The organism is Acinetobacter sp. YH12120, from assembly GCF_013418795.1.
Classification (GTDB): Bacteria; Pseudomonadota; Gammaproteobacteria; order Pseudomonadales; family Moraxellaceae; genus Acinetobacter; species Acinetobacter towneri.
Map to the genome: position 1 here is coordinate 324,395 of NZ_VPBI01000001.1, position 19,996 is coordinate 344,390.

The 19,996-nt window shown below is 41.5% G+C and carries 14 protein-coding genes; 9 read left to right on the top strand and 5 right to left on the bottom strand.

The genetic code is table 11. The features are described from left to right. Positions 1-216 precede the first annotated feature (216 nt). Together FTU58_RS01595 and alaS are read right to left on the bottom strand one after the other, a co-directional pair. The gene (locus tag FTU58_RS01595; protein WP_004971586.1) at positions 217-1,497 is read right to left on the bottom strand and encodes an aspartate kinase; all 1,281 of its coding nucleotides are present in this window, start codon (positions 1,495-1,497) and stop codon (positions 217-219) included. A 65-nt stretch (positions 1,498-1,562) separates the two neighbouring features. Next, positions 1,563-4,256: an alanine--tRNA ligase gene (gene alaS / locus FTU58_RS01600; protein WP_179989323.1), complete on the bottom strand. Its 2,694-nt coding sequence runs from the start codon at positions 4,254-4,256 to the stop codon at positions 1,563-1,565. 462 nt (positions 4,257-4,718) lie between these two features. On the opposite strand from alaS, the gene FTU58_RS01605 reads away from it, so the two are divergent. The 6 genes from FTU58_RS01605 to FTU58_RS01630 all read left to right on the top strand — a co-directional run bounded on the left by FTU58_RS01605 (position 4,719) and on the right by FTU58_RS01630 (position 10,405). After that, positions 4,719-5,753 carry a type I glyceraldehyde-3-phosphate dehydrogenase gene (locus tag FTU58_RS01605; RefSeq protein WP_096901062.1) on the top strand — a complete coding sequence of 345 codons (1,035 nt, stop codon included), beginning with the start codon at positions 4,719-4,721 and terminating at the stop codon, positions 5,751-5,753. Positions 5,754-5,888: 135 nt separating this feature from the next. Then, positions 5,889-6,203: a hypothetical protein gene (locus tag FTU58_RS01610; RefSeq protein WP_004971580.1), complete on the top strand. Its 315-nt coding sequence runs from the start codon at positions 5,889-5,891 to the stop codon at positions 6,201-6,203. Positions 6,204-6,367: 164 nt separating this feature from the next. Further along, complete coding sequence (locus tag FTU58_RS01615) at positions 6,368-7,534, top strand: ATP phosphoribosyltransferase regulatory subunit (protein ID WP_096901061.1); 1,167 nt, start codon at positions 6,368-6,370, stop codon at positions 7,532-7,534. Between the two features lie 69 nt (positions 7,535-7,603). Continuing rightward, positions 7,604-8,923 carry an adenylosuccinate synthase gene (locus FTU58_RS01620; RefSeq protein WP_004971574.1) on the top strand — a complete coding sequence of 440 codons (1,320 nt, stop codon included), beginning with the start codon at positions 7,604-7,606 and terminating at the stop codon, positions 8,921-8,923. Between the two features lie 234 nt (positions 8,924-9,157). Beyond that, positions 9,158-9,466 (top strand): hypothetical protein, encoded by a 309-nt coding sequence (locus tag FTU58_RS01625; protein ID WP_004971573.1) that lies wholly within the window; start codon positions 9,158-9,160, stop codon positions 9,464-9,466. Between the two features lie 156 nt (positions 9,467-9,622). Further along, on the top strand, positions 9,623-10,405 hold the full coding sequence (locus tag FTU58_RS01630) for a M48 family metallopeptidase (RefSeq protein ID WP_004971571.1): 783 nt from the start codon (positions 9,623-9,625) through the stop codon (positions 10,403-10,405). Positions 10,406-10,574: 169 nt separating this feature from the next. Here the strand turns inward: FTU58_RS01630 and FTU58_RS01635 are convergent, their stop codons facing one another. Together FTU58_RS01635 and crp are read right to left on the bottom strand one after the other, a co-directional pair. Then, positions 10,575-11,624 carry an NADP(H)-dependent aldo-keto reductase gene (locus tag FTU58_RS01635; protein WP_179995347.1) on the bottom strand — a complete coding sequence of 350 codons (1,050 nt, stop codon included), beginning with the start codon at positions 11,622-11,624 and terminating at the stop codon, positions 10,575-10,577. A 204-nt stretch (positions 11,625-11,828) separates the two neighbouring features. Beyond that, positions 11,829-12,533, bottom strand: a complete 705-nt coding sequence (gene crp, locus FTU58_RS01640) for a cAMP-activated global transcriptional regulator CRP (RefSeq protein ID WP_004971566.1) — start codon at positions 12,531-12,533, stop codon at positions 11,829-11,831. A gap of 148 nt (positions 12,534-12,681) precedes the next feature. On the opposite strand from crp, the gene FTU58_RS01645 reads away from it, so the two are divergent. From FTU58_RS01645 to FTU58_RS01655, 3 genes are all read left to right on the top strand, one after another. Further along, a complete protein-coding gene (locus FTU58_RS01645; RefSeq protein WP_004971563.1) occupies positions 12,682-13,104 on the top strand; it encodes an OsmC family protein in 423 nt (140 codons plus the stop codon). A 312-nt stretch (positions 13,105-13,416) separates the two neighbouring features. Beyond that, positions 13,417-15,996 carry an ATP-dependent chaperone ClpB gene (clpB, locus tag FTU58_RS01650; RefSeq protein WP_004971561.1) on the top strand — a complete coding sequence of 860 codons (2,580 nt, stop codon included), beginning with the start codon at positions 13,417-13,419 and terminating at the stop codon, positions 15,994-15,996. Positions 15,997-16,225: 229 nt separating this feature from the next. Continuing rightward, complete coding sequence (locus tag FTU58_RS01655) at positions 16,226-17,509, top strand: DUF945 family protein (protein WP_179995349.1); 1,284 nt, start codon at positions 16,226-16,228, stop codon at positions 17,507-17,509. A gap of 73 nt (positions 17,510-17,582) precedes the next feature. Here the strand turns inward: FTU58_RS01655 and rlmKL are convergent, their stop codons facing one another. Next, on the bottom strand, positions 17,583-19,787 hold the full coding sequence (gene rlmKL, locus FTU58_RS01660) for a bifunctional 23S rRNA (guanine(2069)-N(7))-methyltransferase RlmK/23S rRNA (guanine(2445)-N(2))-methyltransferase RlmL (protein ID WP_167845927.1): 2,205 nt from the start codon (positions 19,785-19,787) through the stop codon (positions 17,583-17,585). Between the last annotated feature and the right edge of the window lie 209 nt (positions 19,788-19,996).

A 19,996-nucleotide genomic window follows, 5' to 3' on the forward strand; every position in this document is an offset into this window, starting at 1 on the left:
ATTTTTAAAGCAATTTAAAAGTCACAACCAAATAAAAACCAGTAAATTTTAACGGAACGTATCATTATTTATTTTATAAGATACAGCGCTGCCAAAATTTATGAAAGCATGTTGCTCAATATAACAGAGCCACTATAAAAAAAACTATAGTGGCTCTATTTTTTTGTACTTTTTCGCAAAATTTGTCAGACAATTACATTTTCTGACAGGGGCGTATTAAGCGCGTGCGCTAGACTCACCGCTTTCACGATCTAGACCAAATACAGTGTGTAAAGTACGTACTGCAAGCTCTAAATAGTTTTCTTCAATAATGACTGAAATTTTAATTTCAGAAGTAGAAATCATTAGAATGTTGATGCCTTCATCTGCAAGTGCAGTAAACATTTTGCTTGCAACACCTGCGTGTGAACGCATACCTACACCTACGATAGATACTTTCACGATGTCACCACGTGTAGCGACTTCACGTGCACCAATTTCTTTGGCAGTTGCTTCAAGAATTGATTTTGCTTTGGCAAGTTCGCCACGGTTTACAGTAAAAGTAAAGTCGGTAGTACCATCTTCTTCTACGTTTTGGATGATCATGTCAACTTCAACATTGGCAGCGCCAATAGGTGACAAGATTTTAGATGCAATACCTGGCTCATCAGGCACACCTAAAATAGTTAATTTTGCTTCGTCACGGTTAAACGCGATACCTGAGATGATAGGTTGTTCCATGTTGTCTTCCAATTCAGTAGTAATGAGTGTGCCGACATTTTGTTTAAAATCTTCGTCGAATGCGCCATCATTGTCATTATCAAAACTTGATAATACACGTAAAGGTACTTGGTATTTACCTGCAAATTCAACCGCACGAATTTGCAATACTTTAGAACCTAAAGAAGCCATTTCTAGCATTTCTTCAAAAGAAATACGATCTACTTTTTTGGCTTTTGGTGCAACGCGTGGGTCTGTGGTGTAAACGCCATCTACGTCAGTGTAAATTTGACATTCATCGGCTTTCAATGCAGCAGCAAGTGCAACGCCAGAAGTATCAGAACCGCCACGACCTAAAGTCGTGGTGTTACCTTCAGCATCAAACCCTTGGAAACCAGCAACCACAATCACACGGCCTGCGTCTAGGTTTTCAGTTAACACGTCAGTATTAATCGCTTCAATACGTGCTTTGGTAAATGCGCTGTCAGTTTGAATACCAACTTGGCGACCAGTTAGTGATTTTGCTGCAACGCCAATAGAATTCAGCGCCATCGCTAACATCGAAATCGTCACCTGTTCGCCTGTAGACACCATTTGGTCTAATTCACGCGGATCAGGGGTTTCGGTAATGGCTTTCGCGAGAGCGAGTAGGCGATTGGTTTCGCCACTCATGGCAGAAACGACAACCACTACTTTGTGGCCATGATCATGCCAGCGCTTCACACGACGAGCAACATTTAAAATGCGCTCGGGAGTACCCATTGAGGTACCGCCATATTTTTGAACGATTAGTGCCATAGTTGTTCCATATAAGCCATGACCCCGAATTTACCTGCTCAGGGTCAGTTACACAAAAAGTGAGATTATTTTGCCGCAAGCCAAGCAGTTAAACCTGCCATCACCGTTGCAAAGTTCTCGTTAAGTGGCGCGCCACCTTGTGCCAAATCAGGTTTACCACCACCTTTACCACCTAGTTCTGTAGCCAAGTGTTTGATGATGTCTCCTGCTTTAATCGTAGCAGTAAAGTCTGGTGCAACAGAAGCGATTAAGCTGACTTTATCGCCTTCTACACCTGCAAGTACAATCACTGCTTGGTCGAGTTTGGATTTTACACCGTCGTGCAAATTACGCAGTGATTTTGCATCCATATTTTGTACAGTGGTAATGAGCGTGGTACGTCCAGCAAGTTCTTGTACTTGACTTAAAAGTTCAGCTGCTTGGAAGTGCGCTAATTTTTGATTGAGCTGTTCAATCTGCTTTTGAAGGCTAGATGCTGTATCGACCAATGTATTCACTTTTTCTAAAGTTTGGTCTTTTTGTGCTTTCAACAAAGCATTGATGCTGTTGATATCGCGTTCAGTTTTTTGAACGGCTTCAACGGCTTTGCTGCCTGTAATTGCTTCAATACGACGTACACCAGCTGCAACACCACCTTCAGAGATGATTTTGAACAGACCAATATCACCTGTACGTTTCACGTGAATACCGCCACAAAGTTCAATGGAGAAGTTTTTATCTTCAATGATTGAACCCATAGAAAGTACGCGAACTTCATCGCCATACTTTTCACCAAATAGCATCATTGCGCCTTTGGCTTTGGCTGCTTCAATATCCAGTAATTCAGTAGAAACTGCGGTATTGGCAATGACTTCTGCATTTACCAAACGCTCAATTTCTTGCAATTGTTCAAATGACACAGGTTGGTCATTGGCAAAGTCAAAACGTAAAATATCAGAAGCAACCAACGAACCTTTTTGCTGTACGTGTGCACCTAAAACTTGACGTAGGGCAGCGTGCAATAAGTGTGTTGCAGAGTGGTTGCGTGCAGTAGCTTCGCGGATGTCTGCTTTTACAATCGCTTCCACCGCTTGCGCAGCTTTTAAACTGCCCATGGTAACAATACCTTGATGAACAAAAGCACCGCCAGATTTTTTGGTGTCTTGAACTTCAAAAATACCTGTTTCGTTTTTGAATAGACCTGTATCACCAATCTGACCACCGCTTTCTGCATAGAACGGGGTTTGATTGAGTACGATTAAAGCTTCATCGCCTTCAACTACTTCATCGACTTGTTCGCCATCTTTATAAATAGCCACAATTTGACCCTGACCAGTCGTTGCGTCATAGCCATCAAATTGAGTTTCACCTTCAACTTTTACAATTGAGTTGTAGTCAACTGCAAATTTACCTGCATCGCGTGCACGTTGACGTTGCGCTGCCATTTCAACTTCAAAGCCTGCTTCGTCAATGGTCAAGTCGCGTTCACGTGCAATATCTGCCGTTAAATCTGTTGGGAAGCCGTAAGTGTCATATAGTTTAAATACCACTTCACCAGGAATGACCGAGCCTTTAAGCTGTGCCAATTCACCTTCAAGCAATTTCAAACCTTGCTCAAGCGTTTTGGCAAATTGTTCTTCTTCTTTTAGAAGTTGCGCTTCAATACGCGCTTGATTTGCTGCAAGTTCAGGATAAGCTTGACCCATTACTTCAATTAAAGGCTGAAGCATTTTGTGGAAGAATGAACCTGTTGCGCCAAGCTTGTTGCCGTGACGTACTGCACGACGAATAATACGACGCAATACATAACCACGACCTTCATTCGATGGATTCACGCCATCGGCAATTAGGAAGCAGCAAGAACGAGCGTGGTCAGCAACTACTTTGAGTGAAGCAGGGTAGTCTACAGGCTTGCCAGTTTGCTGTGCAGTTACTTCAAGAGCAGTCGTGTCTAAACCAATAATCTGTGCTGCATTTTTGAGTAAGTGCTGGAACAGGTCAATTTCGTAGTTTGAATTCACATGTTGCAATACTGCAGAAATACGCTCCAAGCCCATACCTGTATCTACAGAAGGTGCTGGAAGCGGGTGTAATACACCATCTGCAGTGCGGTTGAACTGCATGAATACGTTGTTCCAAATTTCAATGAAACGGTCGCCATCTTCTTCAGGTGTGCCTGGTAAGCCACCCCAGATATGATCGCCATGATCATAGAAAATTTCAGAACACGGACCGCAAGGACCTGTATCACCCATTGCCCAGAAGTTGTCTGAAGCATATTGGCCGCCTTTGTTATCGCCAATACGGATAATACGAGAAGCATCTAAACCAATTTCTTTGTTCCAGATGTCAAATGCTTCATCATCGGTGTGGTAAACCGTGGCATATAAACGGTCTTTTGGTAGCGCTAACCATTGTTCACTGGTTAAAAATTCCCAAGCAAATTTAATTGCATCACGTTTGAAATAATCACCAAACGAGAAGTTACCTAACATTTCAAAGAAAGTATGGTGACGTGCGGTATAACCCACATTGTCTAAATCGTTATGTTTACCGCCTGCACGCACACATTTTTGTGACGATACAGCACGTACATAATCACGTTTTTCTAACCCAAGGAAACAGTCTTTAAACTGGTTCATACCTGCATTGGTAAATAACAGGGTTGGGTCATTGGCGGGTACTAGAGAACTCGATGCGACACGTGTATGCCCTTGCGATTCAAAGTAACGCAAAAATGCTTCACGAATTTCAGCTGATGTCATAAAACGAGTACTCACAACCAAGTCACTCCATAATTTCCGATTGGGCTAAACGCAAGACAGTCTGACAAAAATAATTCTTTTGCTGTCATGCAGGCTTAAAATTTTAAAAACGCCAAATTATAACGGAAAAAGCCATTATCACCAATCATTTTAGTGTGAATAGATGACAATTCTGACGCAAACTTGGTTGCGATTACGCAGAATAAATCTTTGCAATAGAAGATGATGAACATTTACATTCAAAATAAGCGTTTACTGTAGGTCACGGAGTATGCCGAACTGCCATAAAGTAGAATACAAAATTTAAGAAAACGTAAATGTAAGCTAGAAAGTCAAAGCTGATATTTTTGATTTGCCGAATTAAACAACAAATTGCGTGAAAATTCGCAGAATTGATCTGATTTTTTTCAGTAAGGCCTCAAAATCTATTAACATAGTCTGTGCTTAAATTTTGATTTCATTATGAAAGGATCAGTCATGCAACGAGTGGCAATCAATGGCTTTGGTAGAATCGGGCGCAATGTGCTGCGGGCTTGGTTTGAAAATCCCAAAGACTTTCATTTTGAAATCGTCGCCATAAATGACATTGCCGATGTAGAAACCTTGGTTCATTTATTTAAATATGACAGTACCCATGGTCGTTTTAAAGGACAGGTGGAAATTAGCCTCGAAAATGAACAGATTTTTTTGAATATTTCTGCAGGTTTGGCGCAATTAAAAGTTCAGGTGTTGAATCAGGCTCAACCTGCGCAATTACCGTGGCAAGCCTTAAATGTTGATGTGGTATTGGAATGTACAGGGTTGTTCCGTTCCCGCGAGGCGGCAACGCAGCATATTACTGCGGGCGCCAAACGTGTAATTATTGGTGCTGCACCATTCGATACTGTAGATGCTGCGATTGTTTATGGTGTGAATCATCATGAAGTCAAAAGTACCGACCAAATTATTTCCAGCGTATCTTGTACCACGCAGGCTTTAGTACCATTAGTTAAAATCATTGATGATGCTTTCGGAATTGATACCGCATTAATGACTGAAATTCATGCAGTCACAGCCGATCAAACTGTATTGGATCAAGCACACCGTGATTTACGTCGTGCGCGTGCATCAGGGCAAAATATTATTCCTACAACTTCATCTGCCTTGGGTGCATTAAAACAAGTCATGCCAAAAATGGCAGATCGGATTGATGGTTACTCGATTCGTGTACCGACCATTAATGTTGCAGCTATTGATTTAACTTTTATTTCTCAGTCACCAATTACGGTGCACAAATTGAATCAGGTGTTGTGTGCTTCGGCAGCGCATGATTATGCCGAAATTATGCAAGTGACCGATGAGCCTTTGGTATCGAGCGACTTTAACCATTCACCTTATTCTTTAATTGTCGATTTAAGTCAAACCATGGTCGTGGGTCATCAAGCCAAAGTTTTTGCGTGGTATGACAACGAGTGGGGTTATGCCAACCGTTTACTAGATTTGTGTGAATCTTTTAGTCAGCGGGCGGTGTAAGCGGCTACTTTTTAAGACATATACAAAGTGTGAAAAGCGTGTAATAGTGATGACAGATTTTACACTTCGTATTCACGGTTAATTTACTGATTGATATAACAAAGTTTGCATAGAAAATTTGAATAGAGTAGTGGCATGATGATTATTTTATTGTGGGGATTTATTTTTTTGCTGGCACTTGCTGTCATTTTTCTGATTTGGTTGCAATTTAAAAATCAGGCAGACAGCAGCAGCGACGTGCAACATCAACAGCAAGTCGAGCAAAAAGTATTACATTTAGAAGAGCATCTAAAAAAGACGTTGGAGATCATGCAGGATTTGGCTAAAAAGATGCAGGTTCAGCAAGATGCGCTAGATAAAACCGTGCAAAAAACCGCACAGCTTGAAATGCAAAATGCTGAGTTGGTCAGTTTATTGGCAAAGGCGGTCAAATCAAATCAGGACTTTTAAATGACGGCTTTGAAAGATGTGGTGTATTCATATTTTTTACCGCATATTTCAGAAAAAGTCAGGTGCATGAGCAAAAGTATCATGCTAAACTAGGAGAAATCGGGTGTGCTCCCGATTTTTTTATGCGGATTCGTTCCGCGCAAACAAGAATTTAGGTTTACAACATGCCCATTTCAGAGACATGGTTATTACCTGATGGTGTAGCTGATGTATTACCAGAACAAGCGCAAGTGATTGAAAGCTTGCGTCGTAAGTCACTGGATTTCCTCGCATCTCGAGGTTATCAGTTGGTGTACACGCCATTCATAGAATACATTGAATCTCTATCTTCTCTTTCAGAATCGAATCAAGATTTAGACCTTGCCACATTTAAAGTCATCGACCAGCTTTCAGGTCGTTTGCTGGGTGTGCGTGCCGATATGACACCCCAAGTGGCGCGTATTGATGCGCATGTACATCCTGTAGATGGCATTGCACGTTACTGCTATGCAGGTACGGTTTTACATACCAAACCACAAGGTTTTAATACCACACGTGCACCATTGCAATTGGGTGCAGAGTTATTTGGTTCAGACAGCATTGATGCCGATGTAGAAATGGTTGATCTGATGCTCAGCTTGCTAAAAGAAGCAGGTTTGGCAGAAGGTGTGCATTTAGACTTGGGTCATGTCGGCTTGTTCCGTAGCTTGGTTAAACAAGCAGAATTAAGCAAAGCCACTGAACGTCAATTGTCAGATTTATATCAGCGTAAAGCATTGCCTGAATTGGCAGAATTTACCCAAGATTTAAATTTCGGTTCAGATTTTTATGCTTTAGGTCGCTATGCCAGTGATTTAACTGCTTTACAGGCTCATTTAAGTGCTGATGTGTTGGAAAATACCGAATTTAAGCAAGCGTTTGAAGCCGTGAAAGCAACACAAGCTGAAATTCAGGCACGTTGGCCAAACTTGCATATTGGTATTGATGTGGTTGAGCTGCGTTCTTATCACTATCACACAGGTTTAATGTATGCAGTGTATGCGCCAAATCGTGCTGCACCATTGGCACAAGGCGGTCGTTATGATGGCATTGGTCAGCATTTCGGACGTGCGCGCCCTGCAACAGGTTTCTCTTGTGACTTGTTTGTATTAAGTGCAGGTCGTTTTGAATCATCGTCTGTTGTTGTTGCGCCTAAAGGCTCACAACCTGATTTAATCGCGGCTATCCAAAACACACGTGCGCAAGGCTTTAGTGTAATTCAATTGTTGGGTAATGATGATTTAAACTCGGTTCCATACGCAACGCACCAATTGGTTCTTGCAAATGGTGAGTGGACAGTCGAAAAAATTTAATCGCCAAGGCATGTTTCATGTTACAGGTCTTGGTTTTCAATTTTAACAGCATGATGTAATGAGGCTATTATGGGCAAGAATGTTGTGGTACTTGGTACCCAATGGGGCGACGAAGGTAAAGGTAAGATCGTCGACCTGCTCACAGATCAGGCGGCGGCAGTCGTTCGTTATCAAGGCGGACACAACGCAGGCCATACTCTCGTGGTTGGTGGTAAGAAAACTGTATTACACCTCATTCCATCAGGTATTTTACGTGAAAACGTACTGTGCTTAATTGGTAATGGTGTAGTACTTTCTCCTGAAGCACTCATTAAAGAAATGGGTATTTTGGAACAAGAAGGCGTGCCAGTGAAAGAGCGTTTACGTATTTCACCAAACTGTCCGCTTATTTTGCCGAACCACATTGCACTTGACCAAGCACGTGAGAAAAAACGTGGTAATGCCAAAATTGGTACAACAGGTCGTGGTATTGGCCCAGCTTATGAAGACAAGGTTGCACGTCGTGCGATTCGTGTTGCTGACTTGGTTCGTGGCGGTGAAGCACTACGCGCTCAATTGACTGAATTATTGGACTATCACAACTTCCAATTGACACAATACTACGGTGTTGAAGCAGTTCAGTTAGATGAAGTTTTAGCGCTATGTGACCAATGGCGTGAAGTGATTGCACCATTAGTGGTTGATGTAACGACTGAAATTCATAATTACCGTAAAAACGGTGACAACATTATGTTTGAAGGTGCGCAAGGTTCATTACTTGATGTTGACCACGGTACTTATCCGTATGTGACTTCATCGAATACAACTGCGGGCGGTGTAAGCTCTGGTTCAGGCTTAGGTCCATTACATTTAGACTACGTTTTAGGGATTACCAAAGCTTATACCACACGTGTAGGTGCAGGCCCATTCCCAACTGAGTTGGTGTATGACGCAGCAAATGACGTAGGTGATGCGATTGGTAAACACTTAGGTACTGTGGGTCACGAGTTCGGTGCTTCTACAGGTCGTCAACGTCGTTGTGGTTGGTTTGATGCCGAAATTTTACGTCGTTCAGTCGATGTAAACTCACTGTCTGGTATCTGCTTGACCAAGTTAGACGTATTGGACGGTTTAGAAGAAATCAAAATCTGCGTAGGTTATGAAAATACCGATTCAGGTTGTGTAGGTTCTTCTGATGCGCTTGCATACGAAAACTTAAAGCCAATTTATGAAACAATGCCAGGTTGGTCTGAATCAACTGTGGGCGCGACCAGTGTAGAACAATTGCCTGAAAATGCAGTGAACTACATCAAACGTCTTGAGCAGTTAATTGAATGTCCAATCGACATTATTTCTACAGGTCCAGACCGCGCAGAAACTATCGTATTACGTCATCCATTTGATGCTTAAGTCGTTGTTAGCATAGCATTTAAGCTCTGATGATGTATTCAGCCCTGTCTAAATGATGGGGCTTTTTATTGCTGTTGTTTCAGTTTCAATAGCGACTCATTTTTGGAAACATTATAGATGATGCTGAGTGAGTTGTTTTTTCAAGACTAAAGTTGCAGATGACTGGCGCTGTGCAGAGCAGGGTGGCTTGTTACAATGGCTTTAGAAAATTAAATTTAATTAAGGTTATGCAGGATGCATAAAAATATTACCAGTACGATTTTTTATTCTTTATTGTTTGCGATGGGCGGCGCACCGACCATTGCCATGATGCTGATTTTATCGCAAAAGCATGATCCGAATATTATGTATCAGGCATTTATTGGTTTAAGCGTTATTTTTGCCTGTATTTTGGTGCCACTGATTCTGATTCAAAATGCTTACCTACTCTACAAACGCAAAAATCCAGAAATGGAAGAAAAAGTAGAAGTAGTGTCTAAAATTTACTTGGGTTTAAATGTTTTCTGTTTAGTATTTTGGTTGTGTTATCAATTTCTTTACTAGGGTAGTGATTGATCGCTCAGACATACAATCTGTACACAGCTTAGGCGTTGTTTACATAAATGATATGTTTATGAAGTGATTATAGATTTAAAGCCTTGAATTGATTTCATATAATTGATTGGTATGAAGATAGCTCGCAAGGCGGAGATTATTATAATGAACAAAAAACTGATGTTAAGTTTATGTGCCGCAGGCGCAATCACAGTTTCAGGGTGTACGACTGTTGCAGACATGGCGGGTGCAGATACTGCGACCTTAAATGCAACTGCAACCAAAAGCTATAATGAAATGGTGCAAGACGCACGCAATAAAAATCAGTTAGACACAAGCTCCACCACGTATAAACGTATCAATACTGTGTTTCAGCGTTTGATTCCACATGCCAATCAAATGAACCAAACAGGTCAGCCTTTCCAGTGGCAATTGGCGGTACTTAAGTCTGATCAAGTCAATGCTTTTGTCGCACCTGGTGGTAAAGTGGTGTTCTACACTGGTATTGTGAATAAACTGAATTTAACTGATGCTGAAATTGCCGCAATTATGGGGCATGAAATGGTGCATGCCTTAGAAGAACACGCGAAAAGTAAAATTGGTGCACAGGCTTTAACCAATATTGCCTTGAACGTAGGTTTAAGTGCGGCAGGCAATAACGTTGGTCAATTGGGTGCAGCAGCAGCGCAATTGGGTACCCAAATTGGGATTGGCTTGCCATATTCACGTAATTTGGAAAGTCGTGCCGATCAGGGTGGTTTAATGCTGATGGCGCGTGCAGGTTATAATCCACAAGCTGCAATTACCCTTTGGGAAAAAATGAACAAGCTTGAAGGTGGCGGCGGTGCGTCCTTCTTATCGACTCACCCATCGAACAGTCAGCGTATTGAAGCAATGCGTAAAAACTTGCCAGCAGCACAAGCGCTATATAACCAAAGTCGTCGTTAAGATGACCTCAGCCAGTTCAACTGGTTAAGATAAAACACAAAAAAGATGCGCATGGTTTTATGCGCATCTTTTTTTATGAAGACTTTTTGACTTTAAACAGCATAAAAATGATGAGTTATTGCTGAGTTCATATTTTTAATTTCATTTTAAAGCAGTGCTTAAAATAAAATTAGGGCGCTGGATTGGGTTGTTGACGATGAATGGCTTCAATGCCTTGTAAAATTTCATCTGATAAGGTGATGTCAAAGGCATCAATATTTTCTTTGAGTTGCGCCATATTCGTCGCGCCAATAATGGTACTTGTCACAAAAAATTGCTGCTTGATAAATGCCAGCGCCAGTTGCGTCAAACTCAAGCCGTGTTGTTCTGCAAGTTGGGCGTATTGCTCGGTTGCCCATTCGCTTTGTGGATTACTGTAACGGCTAAAACGTGAATATAGCGTGACACGTGCATTGGCAGGGCGTGCGCCATGACGGAATTTACCAGTTAAATAACCAAAAGCCAAAGGTGAGTAGGCGAGTAGTCCAACACCTTCATAATGGGCAATTTCAGACATACCAATTTCATAAGTACGATTCAGCAGGTTATACGGATTTTGTACGCTAACAAATTTGCTTAATCCTAACTGTTCTGCCAAGTGTAAAAACTTCATGGTGCCCCACGGGGTTTCATTCGACAGCCCAATATAGCGAATCCGTCCTTTTTGAATTTCTTGTTGCAACGCGGTTAAGGTTTCAGCAAGGTCGGTTACTTCTTGCGTATTTTGTGCTTCTTGGTTGCCATAACCGAGTTTGCCAAAAAAGTTGGTTGGGCGTTGTGGCCAGTGTAGTTGGTATAAGTCGATATAGTCGGTTTGCAGGCGTTTTAAATTGCCATCCAGTGCAGAATGAATATCCTCTGCGTTAAAGCGGGTTTTGCCGTCTCGAATATGACTGCCGCCTTGCGAAGGGCCTGCAATTTTAGAGGCTAAAAATAATTTGTCACGTCCGCCACGTTGCTGTAACCAATTGCCAATGATGGTTTCGGTTGCACCTTGAGTTTCTACTTTTGGTGGTACGGGATACATTTCTGCGGTATCCCAAAAATATAAGTCTCGTTCTAGCGCATAATCGAGTTGTTGAAATGCTTCTTGCTGGGTATTTTGTTCACCAAATGTCATGGTGCCTAAACAGATTTCTGGAACTAGGATGCCTGTTTTTGCCAATGGTTTAAATTGCATATTGTCTCTCGCTCAAGATTATATGTATATATTGATGTTACAAGAGCTGAAACCATTTTGCGCCACTTGTGGCTGCGAAAATTGCTACTTCATTGTAGTGACAGCAATAATGGTATTTTGATAATTGAAAATGGTAAAAAGTTAACAGCTGGTAATAAAAAAGCAAATCCGAAGATTTGCTTTTTTAATGAGCATATAGATGGTTTACTCGTCATCAAAGTTGCCATCAGTGGATTCATTTTGCTCCAAAGAAGCATCAAAAATCAGAATGGCTTTACCATCAGTTTCAATCATGCCTTGTTCTTCAAGTGTTTTTAGAACACGCCCGACCATTTCACGTGAACAGCCGACAATACGACCAATTTCTTGGCGTGTAATACGAATTTGACGACCGTTTGGCAAAATCATGGCTTCTGGTTGCGCAGAAAGATCAATCAAGCAACGTGCAATACGACCAGACACATCTATAAAGGCAAGGTCAGTTACCTTACGTGTAGTATTTTTTAAACGACGTACCAGCTGTGCAAAAACGGCATAGCTTAAGTCAGGATATTGTTTGCTGAGTTCGTGGAAGTTTTCATAAGTAATTTCTGCAATTTCACAGACATCACGAGTACGAACTTCTGCAGTACGTTGTGGATTCGATTCAAACAGACCCATTTCCCCAAAAAAGTCGCCTGGATTCAAATATGCCACAACAATTTCGCGATCATCATCTTCGCGAAGAATAATTGATACTGAACCTTTTAAAATCAAATATAACGATTTAGATTCAGTCCCTGCATCAACAATAGTTGTCCGTTTTGGATAACGGTTGATGTATGCACGTTTTAATAATGCTTTGACTGAGTCAGGCAGTTGTCCAGGGGACAATGCATCAGTGCTCAGCTGTGAAAAGTTTGAAGTCATGCTAACGGTTCCGAAAATGGATAAATAATAGATCGCACAAGACCTAGTCTGAACTTGTCACACAGTAGAGATGAAATTCCTTATCAACTCAAGTTATGTTAGTGTACAAATACCCATGTCAATTTATAGTTTTTTTTAGGTAGTTGCAATGCAAACAAGTGTTCAGTGGTTAGAGAACGTTGCTTTTGAAGCCAAATCGGAAAGTGGTCATTCTGTGGTGATGGATGGATCTGCAGAATATGGCGGTGAAAACCGTGGTCCACGTCCTATGGAGTTAATCTTAATGGGACTTGGTGGTTGTGCTTCATTCGATATTGTGACTATTTTAAAGAAATCACGCCAAGAAGTGACGCATGTTGAATGTCAGTTAAAAGCAGAACGTGCCGATAGCATCCCTGCCGTGTTCACCAAAATTCATTTGCATTTTGTGGTCAAAGGCAAGGCTGTCAAGGAAAAGCAGGTTGCGAAGGCGGTTGAACTTTCAGCAGAAAAGTACTGTTCTGCCAGTAAAATGCTATCTGATGGTGGTGTTGAAATTAGCCATGATTTTGAAATTATTGAACAAGATTAAGCGTTGACTGATAGGTCATACAATGGTTGGTATATTTGCCAATCATTGTAACTAAATATTTCTATTTGCATGAATAATAATCAGAAGCCTTTAATTTGTTGATATACAAGTGTATGTCAATAATTCAACTCACTATAAAAAAATTACCAGATTAAACTTGAAATTTACTTTAATCAGTCCAATATTATAATTGAAATCTAACCGTTAATTTTAATTAAGATTTTGAAAAATATATAAAAAATTTAATTGAAATTTACGCCTGCGTTCCCATATATCCATCAAGTACACAATTTGTTGTGAGGAATAACAAGAATGCGTTTTGAAAAGTTTACCAACCGCCTACAGCAAGCTTTATCCGATGCCCAATCTCTCGCGATAGGGAAAGATCATACTGCCATTGAAGGCATTCACTTATTGGCGACTTTGCTCGAAGAAGCTTCCAATGTCAGTTTATTACAACAAGCAGGCGCAAACCTACGTGATTTGCAAAGCAAATTACAGCAAGCGATTGCTGATGCACCGACTTTGGCCAATCCAACAGGCGATATCAACTTAAGTCCAGATGCGGTTAAAGCCTTGAATTTGGCTGACAGTTTTGCCCAAAAAGCAGGTGATGAGTTCTTGTCAACCGATTGGTTGATGCTGGGTTTGACCGAAGTGGGCGCGACCAAAACACTACTGAACAGTGTAGGCGTGACCTCAGATAGTTTGCGTAGCGTGATTGACAAAATTAGAGGGGATGAAAAAGTCATGAGCAATAATCACGAAGATCAACGTGACTCACTCAATAAATATACCATCGATTTAACCGAACGTGCGTTGGCGGGCAAGCTAGACCCTGTAATTGGTCGTGATGATGAAATTCGCCGTACCGTTCAGGTGTTGTCACGCCGTACCAAAAACAACCCAGTACTCATTGGTGAACCTGGTGTGGGTAAAACTGCGATTGTTGAAGGTTTGGCGCAGCGTATTGTGAATGGTGAAGTGCCAGAAAGCTTAAAAGGTAAACGTGTTTTATCTTTAGATTTGGGCTCATTGTTGGCAGGTGCGAAATATCGCGGTGAGTTTGAAGAACGCCTAAAAGCGGTCTTAAAAGACTTGGCGAAACAAGAAGGTGAAGTCATCTTATTTATTGATGAATTACACACACTTGTGGGTGCAGGTAAAGGCGATGGTGCCATGGATGCAGGCAATATGTTGAAACCTGCATTGGCGCGTGGCGAATTGCGCTGCGTCGGTGCCACTACTTTAGATGAGTATCGTCAATATATTGAAAAAGATGCGGCTTTAGAGCGTCGTTTCCAAAAAGTATTGGTCGATGAGCCAAGTGTAGAAGACACCATTGCAATTTTACGAGGTCTGAAAGAACGCTACGAAGTGCACCACGGGGTTAAAATTTTAGATTCGGCGATTATTGCCGCCGCTAAAATGTCGCACCGTTATATCACTGACCGTCAACTTCCCGACAAGGCAATTGATTTGGTGGATGAGGCAGCGTCACGGATTAAAATGGAGCTAGATTCTAAGCCTGAAGCCTTAGATAAATTAGAGCGCCGTTTAATTCAATTAAAACTGCAACTTGAAGCCGTGAAGAAAGATGAAGATGCAGGCAGCCGTGCTGAAGTTGCACATCTGGAAAAACAAATTATTGAAGTTCAAAATGAATACAATGATTTGGAAGAAGTTTGGAAAGCGGAAAAAACCTTGGTTGAAGGCACTAAGCAAATTCAGACTCAGCTTGATCAGGCACGTATGGCATTGCAAAAAGCGCAGCGTGAAAATGACTTGGCGGAAATGTCACGTTTACAATACGGTGTGATTCCTGAGTTGGAAAAACAACTGGCACAAGATGAGTTGGTTGAAGAGAAAGAAGAACCAAAATTATTGCGTAACAAAGTGACGGACAATGAAATTGCTGAAGTCGTGAGTGCTGCAACGGGCATTCCTGTATCGAAAATGCTGCAGGGTGAACGTGAAAAATTGCTACACATGGAAGATTTCTTGCATAACCGTGTGGTGGGGCAAGATGAAGCTGTGGTGGCGGTGTCGAATGCGGTACGTCGTTCACGCGCAGGTTTGTCTGATCCTAACCGTCCAAGTGGTTCGTTCCTGTTCCTTGGCCCAACAGGGGTAGGTAAAACAGAATTGACCAAAGCGTTAGCGAACTTCTTGTTTGACAGCGATGACGCCATGATTCGGATTGATATGTCTGAATTTATGGAAAAACACTCGGTCAGCCGTTTGGTCGGTGCGCCTCCAGGCTATGTCGGTTATGAAGAAGGTGGTGTATTAACCGAAGCAGTACGTCGTAAACCGTACAGTGTGGTGCTGTTTGATGAGGTGGAAAAAGCCCATCCAGACGTATTTAACATCTTGTTGCAGGTGTTGGATGATGGACGCCTAACCGACTCGCAAGGTCGCGTGGTGGACTTTAAGAACACTGTAATTGTGATGACTTCTAACTTGGGTTCACACGAAGTACGTGAATTGGGTGACAATCCAACACGTGAAGAAGTGCGTACCGTAGTCATGGCCGCAGTTTCACAACATTTCCGCCCTGAGTTTATTAACCGTATTGATGAGTTGGTGGTGTTCCATTCACTGGAAAAAGCACAAATTCGTGGCATTGCCGATATTCAATTGGATCGTTTACGTGCGCGTTTAAGCGAACGTGACTTGAGCTTGTCGATAGACGATACTGCATTTGATCAATTGATTGAAGCAGGTTTTGACCCAGTCTACGGTGCGCGTCCATTGAAACGTGCAATTCAGCAACAAGTGGAAAACACATTGGCGCAAAAAATCCTCGCAGGTGACTTTGTTGCAGGTGATACGATTTTAATTAAAGCTGAAAATGGTCATTTGCTGTTTGAAAAAATGAAACTCAGCTAATTGGCTATGTGTAAGCAACTTTTAAGAAACCCAGCTTCGGCTGGGTTTTTTTATGACTGACAATTTAGGTCACATAAGTAAAATTTTTGGTAAAAAATGACAGCTATTTTTAATATTTTGTGATGAATATTGTATTTAAGTGATTTATTTGCAAAACAATTATCTTTTTTAAAGAAGATTAATTATAATTTATTGTTCAATAAGAATAGATAAATTCTGAGCAGAATCTATGTCAAAAATAGTATGGGGTGGAATGGGGGTTGCAGTGTTGGCAGGAGCTGTCACTGCAGGAAATTTATATGCAGATAAGAGCCTGCGTGAGCATTATCAACAAAATTTAAATCCTGTACCCAATGTGAGCGTCCAATATACGGACTACGACATGGGGACTTTAACAGGTACTGCCAAATGGAAAATGACCATTATTGCAGACCCATGTAATGCTAAAGAAAAACTGGTGTTTCACGGACAAGATCAAATTCAGCGGACATGGAAAGGTTACCAAATTGATTCTAAAATGAATCTGGAACAAGGGCAGGGACAATTTTCCGAGTTCTTTCAGCAGCCTCTAAATGTGACAACGCAAGTGAATTGGTTGGGTGTATCGACCACGAAATTGAGCATACCTGCTATAGAGAAAAAAGAAGCAGGACTTGAAGCTAAATTTTCTCCTATGCAGATTGAGTTTCAGGCGAAACAAAGTCAGGGGCAGCAGAAAATTGTAAATATGAGTTTTGATGTGCCTCAATTGACGGTGCTGGATCAATTTGGACATCTTCAAGTAAAAGGCATGCAGTTTAAAACCAATCAGGCTTTGAATGTGCAGTCTTTAGAGCCGGGCTATTTCCAATTCAGTATTGCAGAAATGCAGCGTCAAGACCCAAAAGCAGTGGGTTCAGGCAAAATGAAAGACTTCAGTTGGCGTATGGATACTCAACTGCATGAGCGCACGGTAGATATTCAATCGAAATTTAAAATTGCCGAGTTAGGTTTAAATAATGTGCCTGCCATGCAAGACCTGCAAGTGAATTGGGATGTTAAAAACTTGCAGCGCAGTAAAATGCAGACGTTTCTTGATATTGTGCAAAAACAAAACAACTCATGCCTAGAAGCGGAAAACTTTGAGAAAGAAGTTCAACAAGCCTTGTTGGCTGTGATTAATGAGGGCTTTCAGTTCGAATCCAAGAAGAATCAGTTGAAATTAGGCACAGGCAGTATTCGGGCAGATTTGGTTGGTAAAGTGATGCCAGGGCATCAAACCACTGTAGAAGGCTTAGCGAAAATGTTCCCAAGTTTATTGGAAATGCAAACCGATGTGAGTTTTAACAAGCAAGTGGTCAAAACCATTATGAATAATTATATGAATGCTGCAGGTAAAAGCATGTCTGATCAGGAGTTGGAACAGATACTCAGTGCGATGCAAAGCAATCAGCAAATTCAACGTGATGGTGATGAATTTAAACTGTCGATGCATTATCAATATGGTGAAAAGAAGTTTTTAACTGGTCAATAATCTAGATACTGATCTACGATAAAACAAAGCCTGTTCAAATGAACAGGCTTTGTTGTATTGCCATATCGTTTATTTAAACAGGCGGGTGTTGAATTTTCCAAGCACGGTGGATTTTGGTGTTGCGTTTGAAATCTTGCCCAATGGTTTCATGGCTAATTTCCTGCACATCAAACATGGCTTCAATTTCTTCATCCATTTCAAAACCACGGTAGTTGTTGGAGAAGTACAGCGTTCCGCCTGTGGTTAAGCGGTTCATGGCACGCTTAATTAAAGAAACGTGGTCGCGTTGTACGTCAAATGTTCCGTAGAACTTTTTAGAGTTTGAGAAAGTTGGTGGGTCAATAAAGATCAGATCATATTGTTCATGACCTTCTTTGAGCCATTCAAAACAATCACTGGCAAAGAATTGATGTTGTTCATCGGCATGGTCTACCGTTAAACCATTCAATACAAAGTTTTCTTTAGACCAATTCAAATAAGTATTGGATAAATCGACGCTGGTGGTACTTGCTGCACCGCCAAGCGCGGCATGTAAACTTGCAGTTGAGGTATAACTGTATAAATTCAGGAAGTGCTTGCCACGTGCTTCTTTGGCAATACGTAAACGCATTTGACGATGGTCAAGGAACAAGCCTGTATCTAGGTAGTCGGTGAGGTTAACCAAAATTTTAGCCTGACCTTCTTGCACAATAAAACGCTTCGAGGCGGTACTTTGTTTGGTGTACTGGTTTTTACCTTCCTGACGGGCACGGGTTTTAATAAATACCGCATCGCGCCCTAAACCTGTGACAGCGCGAATGGCTTGTAAGGCAAGGTTAAAACGCTTTTTGGCTTTTTCAGGATCAATTTTTTTCGGCGGCGCATATTCCTGCACGTGCAAACGGTCGCCGTATAAATCGACTGCGACATTAAAGTCAGGTAAGTCTGCATCGTATAAACGCAGGCAATGCACATTTTCTTTCACCGCCCATTTTTTCAGGCTCTGCATGTTTTTTTGCAAACGGTTGGTGAAATCTTCTGCGCCTTCAATGGGTTCAAACTGTTGCGGTTGCCAATCTGCTAAGAATGGACGCGCGACTGTTGCAGGTTTGATCGTACCAAAACGGACATAAATTGGCAGTTTACCGTTCATCAAACGTAAAATTTGTGGGTCATTGAAAGCCAGCACATCGGCTTGTTCAACTTGGGCTGCAATGACGGCTGCTTTTTGATTTGGGAAATGCTTTTGCAAAAGGGCAGACAGACCCAAATATAAGGCACGGTTTGAGGCTTTATCGCCCAAACGTTCACCATAAGGTGGGTTGGTTACAATAAAGGCCTTTTTACCTTCGGCTTGAAAGTCGGGCCAGTCAGCCAAAGTACGTTCTTCAATTTGAATCTGATCGAGCAGACTTTCAAAACCTGCCGCAATAATATTTTGCTTGGTGGCTTTGACTGCTTCCCAGTCGGCATCGAAAGCATAGAATTTTGGCAAGGGCTGTTGTAATGCAGTTTGATGGCGTTCTGCCGCTTCTGCTTTAATGCTCATCCATAATTCATGGTCGTGACCTTGCCAACCGTTAAAACCAAAACGACGTACCAAACCCGGTGCACGGTCAGTCAGCATCATCAATGCTTCAATAATAAACGTGCCCGAACCACACATTGGGTCTAAAATAATGTCGGGTTGAATTTGTTGTAATTGACCTTTTTGCAGAATCGCTGCGGCAAGGTTTTCTTTAATTGGGGCATCGGTCATAAAACGACGATAGCCGCGTTTATGCAGTGAATCGCCAGATAAATCTAGGCAGTATGTATGTTCTTTTTTACCTGCCAACACGTATAAGGTAATTTCAGGCTGTTTGATGTCAATGCTTGGACGTTTGCCCACTGCATCCATAAATGAATCGACCACACCATCTTTAACGCGCAAGGTCGCAAATTGGCTGTTCACTTTAATGTCACGCTCTATATGCAAACGCACTGCAAAAGTACTTTGTGGCGCAAAAATCAGTGACCAGTCAAAGCTCAGCGCACCTTCATAAAGCTCTTCGGCTACATCGCGCGCGTCGTGACTAAATTCAATTTCGTGTGTGTGAATTGGTGTAAGGACACGTGAGGCTAAACGTGACCACATGCAGACACGATAGGCATTTTCGAGTGTGCCTTTGAAAATTAAACGACCCGGTAAACGTTCGATATTTTGAATACCTAAACCTTGCATTTCTTCTTGCAATAAGGTTTCAAGTCCATCTGCACAGGTGACCCAATATGTAGAAAGACGGGGTTTCGAATTCATGAAAATTTCCAAAAGCAATTCAGCAATCGGCTATTTTACCGTATTTTGTGCTAGAAAACTTAGTGATTTAGCGTGAATCGTGCAGAATTTTAAAGGTCTAGGTTTGAAGAGCTTCAGGGCATTTTTTACTGTTTTTTTCTAAAAAGGCAATGAGGATGTAATGACATCTCTAAAAAATTTTGAGTGATTGTATTGCGGAAAAATAAAAA

Excerpts from the sequence above, each read along its gene's own strand:
- FTU58_RS01620 (WP_004971574.1), top strand. The coding sequence starts at position 7,604 with ATGGGCAAGAATGTTGTGGTACTTGGTACCCAATGGGGCGACGAAGGT.
- FTU58_RS01655 (WP_179995349.1), top strand. The coding sequence starts at position 16,226 with ATGTCAAAAATAGTATGGGGTGGAATGGGGGTTGCAGTGTTGGCAGGA.
- FTU58_RS01630 (WP_004971571.1), top strand. The coding sequence starts at position 9,623 with ATGAACAAAAAACTGATGTTAAGTTTATGTGCCGCAGGCGCAATCACA.
- FTU58_RS01645 (WP_004971563.1), top strand. The coding sequence starts at position 12,682 with ATGCAAACAAGTGTTCAGTGGTTAGAGAACGTTGCTTTTGAAGCCAAA.
- FTU58_RS01615 (WP_096901061.1), top strand. The coding sequence starts at position 6,368 with ATGCCCATTTCAGAGACATGGTTATTACCTGATGGTGTAGCTGATGTA.
- FTU58_RS01605 (WP_096901062.1), top strand. The coding sequence starts at position 4,719 with ATGCAACGAGTGGCAATCAATGGCTTTGGTAGAATCGGGCGCAATGTG.
- clpB (WP_004971561.1), top strand. The coding sequence starts at position 13,417 with ATGCGTTTTGAAAAGTTTACCAACCGCCTACAGCAAGCTTTATCCGAT.
- FTU58_RS01610 (WP_004971580.1), top strand. The coding sequence starts at position 5,889 with ATGATGATTATTTTATTGTGGGGATTTATTTTTTTGCTGGCACTTGCT.
- FTU58_RS01625 (WP_004971573.1), top strand. The coding sequence starts at position 9,158 with ATGCATAAAAATATTACCAGTACGATTTTTTATTCTTTATTGTTTGCG.
- FTU58_RS01595 (WP_004971586.1), bottom strand. The coding sequence starts at position 1,497 with ATGGCACTAATCGTTCAAAAATATGGCGGTACCTCAATGGGTACTCCC.
- crp (WP_004971566.1), bottom strand. The coding sequence starts at position 12,533 with ATGACTTCAAACTTTTCACAGCTGAGCACTGATGCATTGTCCCCTGGA.
- FTU58_RS01635 (WP_179995347.1), bottom strand. The coding sequence starts at position 11,624 with ATGCAATTTAAACCATTGGCAAAAACAGGCATCCTAGTTCCAGAAATC.
- rlmKL (WP_167845927.1), bottom strand. The coding sequence starts at position 19,787 with ATGAATTCGAAACCCCGTCTTTCTACATATTGGGTCACCTGTGCAGAT.